This window comes from uncultured Campylobacter sp. (genome assembly GCF_938045465.1).
Classification (GTDB): domain Bacteria; phylum Campylobacterota; class Campylobacteria; order Campylobacterales; family Campylobacteraceae; genus Campylobacter_B.
Genome location: NZ_CALIBF010000151.1, coordinates 1 through 9,253, shown reverse-complemented (window position 1 = coordinate 9,253; position 9,253 = coordinate 1). Strand labels below are relative to the sequence as shown.

Below are 9,253 nucleotides of genomic sequence, written 5' to 3'. Positions count from 1 at the left end.
TGTCGTTTGATAAAATTTCGTTCGAGCTCGTCTGCAAAACTAGCTCAAGCGTCGATTTGATGATCTTATCCTTTTTCAGCGCGTCGATAAGCTCGAAAAATTTCTCCCTCGATTTGATCAAAATTTCGTCAAATTCTAGAAAATCGTCAAATTCTATCGGCTTATATGTCAGATCGAAAACGTCTTCCTTGCCCTCTTTGATGATACTCGGCGCAAACTGCATCACTTCGTCGATCGTGTAGGTTAGCGTAGGCGCGATTAGAGGCAGTAGCGCTCGCGTGATCAGCGCGATCGCGCTTTGCGCGCTTCTGCGGCGCGGTTCGTCGGGTGCGTCGCAGTAGAGCCTATCTTTGCAGATATCAAGATAAATTCCGCTCAAATCGGCGCTTAAGAAATTTAGCAAGGCGTTGAAGCCTTTTGAAAAATCATAGTTTCTAAACGCCGCTTCCGCGCTCGCAAAGGCGTTTGCCGCGCGCGTTAGGATCCAGCGGTCAAGCCGCGTAAAATTGCTCGTCTCGATCTCATTTAAATCACTGGTGCTTGCGAGCATAAATCTTATAGTATTTCGGATCTTGCGGTACTGCTCGCTTACCTGCTTTAGGATATTGTCGCTGATCTTTAGATCGGTCGAATAATCGCTCATCGCGACCCACAGGCGTAAAATTTCAACGCCGTGGCTCTTTGCGACCTCTTGCGGATAGACGACGTTTCCGACTGATTTACTCATCTTTTGGCCCTTCTCATCGACGGTAAATCCGTGCGTGAGGATGCTCTTGTACGGCGCGCATTCGTTAATCGCGCAGCTTAGAAGCAGTGAGCTTTGAAACCAGCCGCGGTGTTGGTCGCTGCCCTCAAGATACATATCCGCAGGGAATTTACCCGCATCGTAAACGCCGCTTTGCAGCACCGCTTTCCACGTCGAGCCGCTATCGAACCAAACGTCTAAGATATCCATCACCTTTTCTAAATTTTCAGGCTTATAGCCGCTGTCCTGAGGCAAAAGCTCCGAAATTTCCATCTGCCACCAAGCATCCGCGCCCTTAGCCTTAAAAATTTCGTAGATATTATTTAAAATTTTTTCATCAAAAATCGGCTCTTTGGTGTTTTTATCGCGGAAAAACGCTATCGGCACGCCCCAGTCCCTCTGGCGGGAAATACACCAATCGGGGCGGTTTTCTATCATCGAGGTAAGGCGGTTGATGCCGCTTTGCGGATAAAATTTAACCTTGCCGATCTCCTCAAGGGCTACTTGGCGCAGCGTTTTGCCGCTGAGTTTAGGCTCGTCCATTGCGATAAACCACTGCTTCGTCGCGCGGTAGATCACCGGCTTGTGCGTGCGCCAGCAGTGCGGATAAGAGTGGACGAATTTGCCGGATTTTATAAGCGCGGGGCCTAGGATCTGTAAAATTCTCTCGTTTGCTTTGAAAATATGCATCCCCACGAGCTCATCTACGACGTCTGCGCGGAAGAGTTTTTTGGTTTTAAGAGTTTGATCGAAACAGCCGCCCTCATCCACGGGCATCAGCACTTCGATGCCGTATTTAAGCCCTACGAAATAATCGTCCTCGCCGTGTCCCGGAGCCGTATGCACGAGCCCGGTGCCGCCGTCCATTAAAACGTGCTCGCCGAGGATAAATTTCGAAGCTCTATCGTTTAACGGGTTGATCGCGTTTAAGCCCTCAAGCTCGGCGGCCCCAAATTCTTTTACGATCTCGCCCTTCGTGATGCCCAAATTTACGAGGCTTTCGACCAAAGGTTTGGCTAGGATCAAATTTTCGCTCGTCAGTGCGTAAATTTCATTCGGGTTCAAAGATATCGCGCCGTTTGCAGGCAGCGTCCAAGGCGTGGTCGTCCAGATGACCGCTTTAGCGCCTTTCGCACCGATTTTAGCGTTCGCTTCACTGCTTAGATCAAACGCCACGAAGATCGAGTAGTCCTCTTTGTCTTTGTATTCAACCTCGGCTTCTGCGAGCGCGCTTTTTGCCGCCCAGCTCCAAAATACGGGCTTTGAGCGCTCGATTAAAATTCCTTTTTTCGCGATTTGGCAGAGCGCTTTGTAAATTTCAGCTTCAAATTCAAATTTTAGCGTCAGATACGGATCGTCCCAGTCGCCCAAAATCCCCATATCTTTAAATTCATTGCGCTGCACGTCGATGAACTCTTTGGCGTGCTGTCTGCAAAGCTCGCGTATCTGCACTTTTGAAAGTGATTTTTTCTGCTCACCTAGTTTGATCTCTACTTGCTGCTCGATCGGCAGACCGTGGCAGTCCCAGCCCGGCACGTAGCGGATCTCCTCGCCGAAGAAATAATGGGTTTTGGTGATGATGTCTTTTAAAATTTTATTCAGCGCGTGGCCGATGTGGAGGTGTCCGTTAGCGTACGGAGGGCCGTCGTGGATATTGAAGCTGACGCTTGCGCCCTTGCGCCTAGCTTTCATCTTTTCGTAAATTTTACGCTGCTCGTACCATGCCTTAAACCGCGCAGGTTCGTTTTGCGGCAGTGCGCCTCGCATCGCAAAATCCGTCGTAGGAAGAAAGAGAGTATCTTTGTAGTCCATATTTGTACCTTTTCGTGTCTTAAAAAATTTGTGAAGTTTATCCAAAACGCCATTAAAAAGCTCTGAAAGAGCAGTCTGCGTTTATGCTATAATGTGCGAAAATTTAATGAGGGTCTTTATGAAAAATATCATCCTTGTAATCGGCGAGGAGATCCGCTACGACGCGGCTTTGATGAGCTATATTTCTCGCAGCTATGAACGAGTTTTTGGGCGGATGGACGATCTGAAATTCTTAAGCGAAAACGATAAGGTTTTGCCCTTCGCGCTTGAAAAGATGATCGATTCGTACGATTTTATCACGATCTTTGCGGCAAACTCCGCCTACGCGGTCGTCGGAAAAATTTTATCGACGCTCTCTTTCGATTCGCTCGAGCTGAAAAACGGAGAGACCCTAGCGCCCTCGATGGCGCGCACGGTGGCGAAAAACAGCTTCCTGCTAAACGTCAGAGGCTGCTCGGTAAACGTGATCAAGGCGCTTTGCTTGCAGAGCCTGCCGCCGATCCTTCAAGACGCGCCGAGCGCGGGCGAGAGCTTTTATCTATTCGATTGCGAATATGAAAGCGTAAAGCAGCGCCTAGAAAGCCTTGCGATCAGTTATAAAATTTCGCTTACGATCAGCAGGCCTTGCTCCTTTTTGCTGCTCGTGCGCGCCAGTGCGATGAAATTCGGAGCGCTGGACGCGTTTTTACAAAGCGTCGGCAAGTATTATGAGAGCTGCTACATCGAAGGCGGCGATTTTATGGGCTTTGTGGTGGATAGACTGCGCGAGATAGGCGCTAAGATCACCTTTGCCGAAAGCTGCACCGCAGGGCTCATCGCCGCAAAATTCGGCGCAGTCGCGGGCGTGAGCGACGTTTTCGATGGTTCGCTCGTAAGCTACGCCAACGAGATAAAAAATCTCTGGCTCAACGTAGGCGAAGATACGCTCGCACGCTACGGCGCGGTAAGCGCGCAGACCGTGGGCGAGATGCTGGAGGGCGCGCTGCAAAGCAGCGGGGCGAGCTTTGCCCTCGCGGTAAGCGGTATCGCGGGCCCCGGTGGCGGAAGCGCGCAAAAGCCCGTAGGGACGGTCTTTATCGGCGCGAAGGAGCAGGGCGGCAAACAGATCGTCGGGGAATTTCATCTAAAAGGCGATCGAAACTACATCCGCGAACAAAGCGCCGATATCGCTATCTGCTTGCTTTTGAAGCTTAGAAGCGACCTGTTTTTCGGGCGACTTCCAAGCGCGATTGCGAGAGATGAAATTTAAAGGAGCGGATTTTGAAAAGACGAATTTTGAAAGGGTGCGGAGGCGATTTGGCGCAGAATTTTATCCGAGCTAGCGGCGAGCAGGGCTTTAAACGGCTGCGAAATTCCGTTTCAGCTGGCAGCGAGCAAAATTTTATCTCGACGGGTCGCGCTAGAAATTTTAATTTTATAAACGATTTTAGCTTTATAAATGCGGCGCGAAATTTTACTTTGGCGCTAGTCGCGGCGTGCGTTTTGAGCGGCTGCGACGGCGGATCGGACGGACAAGATCGCGAACAAAGCACGCGTTCGGAGCAGAATTTTAGCGCGGGTAATCAAGGGCGAAATTTTAATAAAAGCGCGGATAGCTCGGGGCAAAATTCCGCTCAAAGCTCCACGCAAAATTCCACGCAAAGCTCCGTGCAAAATTCCATGTCGCAGGGCTTTGAGAGCAAGCAAAAATCCGATCTGAACTCTACGATAGACGAGCTTGCAAACGATGCTAAAGTTTTGGGCGAGGCCTTGCAAAATTTGCAGAAAAAGGCGCCCGAAGCGCTGAACGATTTCGCCGCTCGTAACGCGGATAGGACCAAGGATCTGCTAAAGCAGGGCGAGGCGGCGGCACGCGAGGCGGGCAAAAACCTCGATAAGATGGGCGAAAGCCTGCAAGGTATCATCAAGGACGCAAACGATAGCCTAGGTAAGGTCTTGGAGGGCTTTGGCGTGCAGCCTAGACAGGAGCCGCGCGGCGAGCACTCGCAGGAGCGCGATGATAATTCAGATCCTGAAGAGGCGGCTGGTAGGCAAAGCTTTAGAATTTGAATTACGCTAAATTCTACTCAAAATTTTTTGTTGTAACTACCACCCGCAGGAAAGCGGCAAGTCTTCGCGGGAGCGTAACGAGCCTGCACGAAAGCGTGACGGACACTCATAAGAGCGCGATGAGCACCCGCAGTCCGACAACAGAACCGATGGGCAAGGTTTTAGAATTTAAGCGGCACTAAATTTCGCTTCAATTTGTTTGTTGTAGCGAATGCTCGCAGAGAAACGGCGCTAAATTTTATTAAAATTTCCCATGCGCAGCTGTTTCGTTAAAATTTTACTCGCGCGAGCCTCCGCAATGGAATATGAATATTTGTAAAGAAGTGGTAAACCTCTGTAAAACGCGACGAGTGCCCCAAGGGCGAGCATTTCTAAAATAAAGCGCGAGTAGTGAATGAAGTTTGGAATTCAAAGCTCGCGCTCTTTGAAACCGCTGCAAAGATAAGCAGGTGGCGGTCGGTATAGCTTTAGAATTTAAGGTCGCTTGCGATAAAATAGGAAAAATTTTACGAAGTAGGGCTATAATGCGCCCCGCAATTTCAAATTTAAAGGATAGAAATGAAAACTCTCATTATTTTGGCTCATCCAAATATCGCAAACTCGCTCGTAAACCGCCACTGGAGGGATGCCGTGCTAGCGCATCCCGATAAGTTCGAGCTTCATGATCTCTACGCGCTTTATGCGGACTTCAAAATCGATGTGGAAAAGGAGCAAAAACTGCTCGAAAGCCACGATAAAATCGTGCTTCAGTTTCCGTTTCGTTTTTCAAACTGTACACCGCTTCTTAAGCAGTGGTTTGAGGATGTTTTTACGCGCGGCTGGGCTTATGGCGCAGAGAGCGGCGGCAAGCTTAAGGGCAAAAAATTCGCGCTTGCGATCTCGCTTGGCGCGACCGAGGCAAACTATTCTAAAAACGGCATCGTGGGCTTTAGCGTGGATGAGGTGCTAGCGCCATTTAAGGCTACGTTTAATTTCGTCGGCGCAGTTGCGCTACCAAATTTCGTCTCGTACGGCTTTACTTACGATAAAAGCGAGCAAGCCGTAGAAAATAGTGCGAAAAATTATATAAAGTATTTAAATCAGCTTTAAATTCTTTGTTTTTCTAGCCGCCTGCTGCGCGTAAAGCTTTAAAATTTTACGCGCAACGGCGTGGCGGATTTTTAAAATTTTCGCTCAAGAAGCCTAAATTTAATCTCAAAATTTTTAAATTTTACCCCGAAATTCCGCTCGCGCTTCGTATGCGAACTCAAATGAAATTTCAAGCAAAATTTCGCGTCTAAATTTGAGCCCAGCTTTTAAATTTTAAAATTTTATCAGAGATTTTTTTATACAATTACGGCTGAAATTCGGCCCAAAAAAGGAGAGGGAATGTATAAGCTAAAGCATCTTCTTAGCGCGCAGGATCTGAGCCGCGAGGACATCTACGACTTTATAGATCTGGCGCGCGAGTTTAAAGCGCTGAATCGCAGCGATATCAAAAAATCCGACTCGCTTCGCGGCAAGACGGTCATCAACGCGTTTTTCGAAAACTCCACCCGCACCCGCACGAGCTTTGAGATCGCAGCCAAGCGCCTGGGCGCGGACAGCGTAAATTTCACCGCTGCGGACAGCAGCACGAAAAAGGGCGAGACGCTGATCGACACCATCAGAAATATGCAGGCGATGCGCACCGATATCTTCGTGCTGCGCCACAGCTGCTCGGGCGCGGCTAAATTTGTCGCGGCCAACTGCGACGCATCGATCGTAAATGCGGGCGACGGGCTGAACGAGCACCCGAGCCAGGCGCTGCTGGATCTTTTTACGATCAGCGAGCACAAAGGCAGGATCGAGAATTTAAACGTCGCGATCATCGGCGATATATTCCGCTCGCGCGTGGCTAGAAGCGACATCTGGGCGATGAAAAAGCTCGGCATAAACGTGCGGCTCTTCGGCCCTCCGATGATGCTGCGCGACTGCGACGCGTTCGGCTGCCCTATATGCAAAAGCATAGAGGAGGCGATCGAGGGCGCCGATGTCATCATTATGCTTAGAATTCAGCTTGAGCGGCAAGACGGCGAGCCGAGCTTCCCGAGCGTGCGCGAGTACTCGAAATTTTTCGGACTTACCGCTAAGCGCATGCAAGCGGCGAAAGAGGGCGTCATGATAATGCATCCCGGCCCGATCAACCGCGGCGTGGAGATCAACTCCGACGTAGCCGACGATCCGCGCTATAGCTGCGTTTTAGATCAGGTAGAAAACGGCGAGGCGATGCGAATGGCGATACTTCATACGATAAATTTAAACAGGAGCGCACGATGAAAATTTTAATAAAAAACGGCACGATCGTTAATTGGGGCGGCAGCGAGGAAGCGAACGTCCTGATCGAGGGCGATAAAATTTCAAAGATCACGCGCGAGTGCCCCGCCGCAGACTGCGTCATAGACGCTGCGGGCAAGCTCGTGATGCCGGGACTCATCGATATGCACGTGCATTTTAGAGACCCGGGGCTCGAATACAAAGACGACGTCATCAGCGGCAGCGAAACCGCGGTCGCAGGCGGCGTGACGACCTGCCTCCCGATGGCGAATACCAAGCCCGTGAACGACAACTCCAGCATCACTCGGGCGATGATCGCCAAGGCTAAACAGCGCGGGCTTATCGATCTACTGCCCATAGGCGCGATCTCGCAGGACTGCAAGGGCGCAAAGATCGTCGAGATGGGCGATATGCTGGAAGCCGGCTGCGTGGCCTTCAGCGACGACGGACTGCCCGTGACCGACAGCTCCGTGATGCGACAGGCGCTCGAATACTCCGCGCACTTCGGCTCATTCGTGATAAATCACAGCGAGGATTGCTCGCTTTGCCACGGCGGCGTGATGAACGAGGGCAAGGTCAGTGCGATCCTCGGTCTAAAGGGGATGGCGAGCGAAAAAGAGGAGATTATGATCGCGCGCGATCTGCTGCTTGCCAAAAAGACTGGCGGGCACATCCACATCGCGCACGTAAGCTCGGCGTGGTCGCTAAAACTCATCGAGCAGGCTAAGCGCGAGGGTATCCGCGTCACCTGCGAGGCTACGCCGCATCACTTCACCTTCGACGAGCGCGAGCTGATGGGATACGATACGAATTTTAAAATGTCGCCGCCGCTTCGCACCCAAAGCGACGTGCAAGCGATCAGAGAGGCGCTTAAAAGCGGTCTAATCGACGCCATCGTGACCGATCACGCTCCGCACAACACCGACGATAAATTCGTCGAATTCGACCACGCGCCGTTTGGAATTTTAGGACTTCAAACCCTCGTGCCGCTTACGCTGCGGCTTGTAGAGCAGGGCGTCATCAGCCTTGAAGATATGGTGCGCCTCTGCTCGTTTAACCCGGCTAAAATTCTAAATTTAAAAGACAAAGGCGAGATTAAAGAGGGCTTTTTGGCCGACGTCGCGATCATCGATCCGCAGATTTCCTACGTTTACGACGAGGCGCTAAATAAGTCCAAATCGTGCAACTCGCCGCTTTTCGGCAAGCAACTTACGGGCGCCGCGGTATGCACGATCAAAAGCGGCCGCGTGGTCTATGAGTTTCCAAACGTCGTAGCGTAGGGCACTTGCGACGTGGGGATTGCGATCGGCGACTTGCGGATGATCGGCTTCCGTAGCATAAACGGAGCGATTGCTTCATTTTAAATTTAGCTAGTTTGGGTGCAACGGCTTACTTTTAAAATTTCATAACGCGAGCGCGGTTGAAATTTTTTTAAAGCGGTTTGTCATTTTTAAAGTGCGCGTAAATTTAACCCGCATCGCCTTGCCTGTGTCGCTCGTGGATTTCGGCCTCGGAATTTTACCGATGCGAGTTGCTTTAAATTTATAGCGGCATTTTCTTTCGATACGGCGGCTAATTTTAAAATTTCACGCCATGGCGGCTAGTTTTATCGTAGTTAAATTTCTGCGCCGTGCGTGAATAATCCCGCGCATGAACGGGAACGATCGAAATTTAAAGGATATCTATGAACGGCGAAATATATCTCTCGTGCGCGCTGTGCGTCGCGCTAAAATCAGCTCTGCGCGGCAATCCTGAGCGGCCGTCGCAAGATCAAAAATATATAAAATATTTAAATTTTGAGTTTGCAAAGGAGCATTTCCGCACCGCAGAGGGCGCGATCCGCGCAGCGTATGGCGGCGTAAACGACGCAAGTAAAGCTGCGGAGCAAAAAGATGCGTACGGCGCAGTGCAAAGCAGTGCGACGGACGAAGCCAGAGAAAGCGGCGGTGCAGCGGAGCAAAAGCGCGCGAACGGCAAAGAAGCGGCAAATGAAAAAGCGGCGAGCGAAAAAGGCGCCGACGAAAGCACGGGCTCGCCACTTTTGCAAAAAGCGCGCGAGTTTTTCACTGGACGGCTCGCGCAAAAAGGGCGAGAGGATGAGCCCGCTTCCACGCAGTGGCGCTGGATAGCGCGGTGCCTAGAGTTTGGGCTAAAAGAGGTGGGACTTAGCCTGCCGATTCGCGTAAAAGATAGGTCGCTTTTAGGATTTAGCGACGCGAATGCAAGCGGCGTCGTATGTCGTTTTGAGGGCTTTAACAGCATTTTTGCGCTGCTGTGGAAATACGATCGCGACAAAAAGGCTTGGTATGTAAAATACGTCGAGCGCCTTTGGCGCGGGATGTCGCGGGATGC

Annotated in this window: 6 protein-coding genes and 1 pseudogene; 6 read left to right on the top strand and 1 reads right to left on the bottom strand. The window is 50.8% G+C overall.

Features of this window, described 5'->3' with window-relative positions; translation table 11 throughout:
* Window positions 1-2,557 (bottom strand): isoleucine--tRNA ligase (ileS, locus tag Q0413_RS07305; protein ID WP_298988333.1); only part of this gene is annotated, 2,557 nt, incomplete at its 3' end.
* Window positions 2,558-2,675: 118 nt separating this feature from the next.
* On the opposite strand from ileS, the gene Q0413_RS07300 reads away from it, so the two are divergent.
* From Q0413_RS07300 to Q0413_RS07275, 6 genes and pseudogenes are all read left to right on the top strand, one after another.
* Entirely contained in the window at window positions 2,676-3,806 is a 1,131-nt protein-coding gene (locus Q0413_RS07300; RefSeq protein ID WP_298988332.1) for a CinA family protein, read from the top strand.
* Window positions 3,807-3,817: 11 nt separating this feature from the next.
* Window positions 3,818-4,606, top strand: coding sequence for a hypothetical protein (locus Q0413_RS07295; RefSeq protein ID WP_298988331.1), 789 nt, complete (start codon window positions 3,818-3,820; stop codon window positions 4,604-4,606).
* A gap of 558 nt (window positions 4,607-5,164) precedes the next feature.
* A complete protein-coding gene (locus Q0413_RS07290; protein WP_298988330.1) occupies window positions 5,165-5,695 on the top strand; it encodes an NAD(P)H-dependent oxidoreductase in 531 nt (176 codons plus the stop codon).
* A 279-nt stretch (window positions 5,696-5,974) separates the two neighbouring features.
* Window positions 5,975-6,904, top strand: coding sequence for an aspartate carbamoyltransferase catalytic subunit (locus Q0413_RS07285; protein WP_298988329.1), 930 nt, complete (start codon window positions 5,975-5,977; stop codon window positions 6,902-6,904).
* A complete protein-coding gene (locus Q0413_RS07280) occupies window positions 6,901-8,181 on the top strand; it encodes a dihydroorotase (RefSeq protein ID WP_298988328.1) in 1,281 nt (426 codons plus the stop codon). Before Q0413_RS07285 ends, Q0413_RS07280 begins: the two co-directional genes overlap by 4 nt.
* A gap of 404 nt (window positions 8,182-8,585) precedes the next feature.
* Window positions 8,586-9,253 (top strand): annotated as a pseudogene (locus tag Q0413_RS07275) (hypothetical protein); the annotation flags it as partial.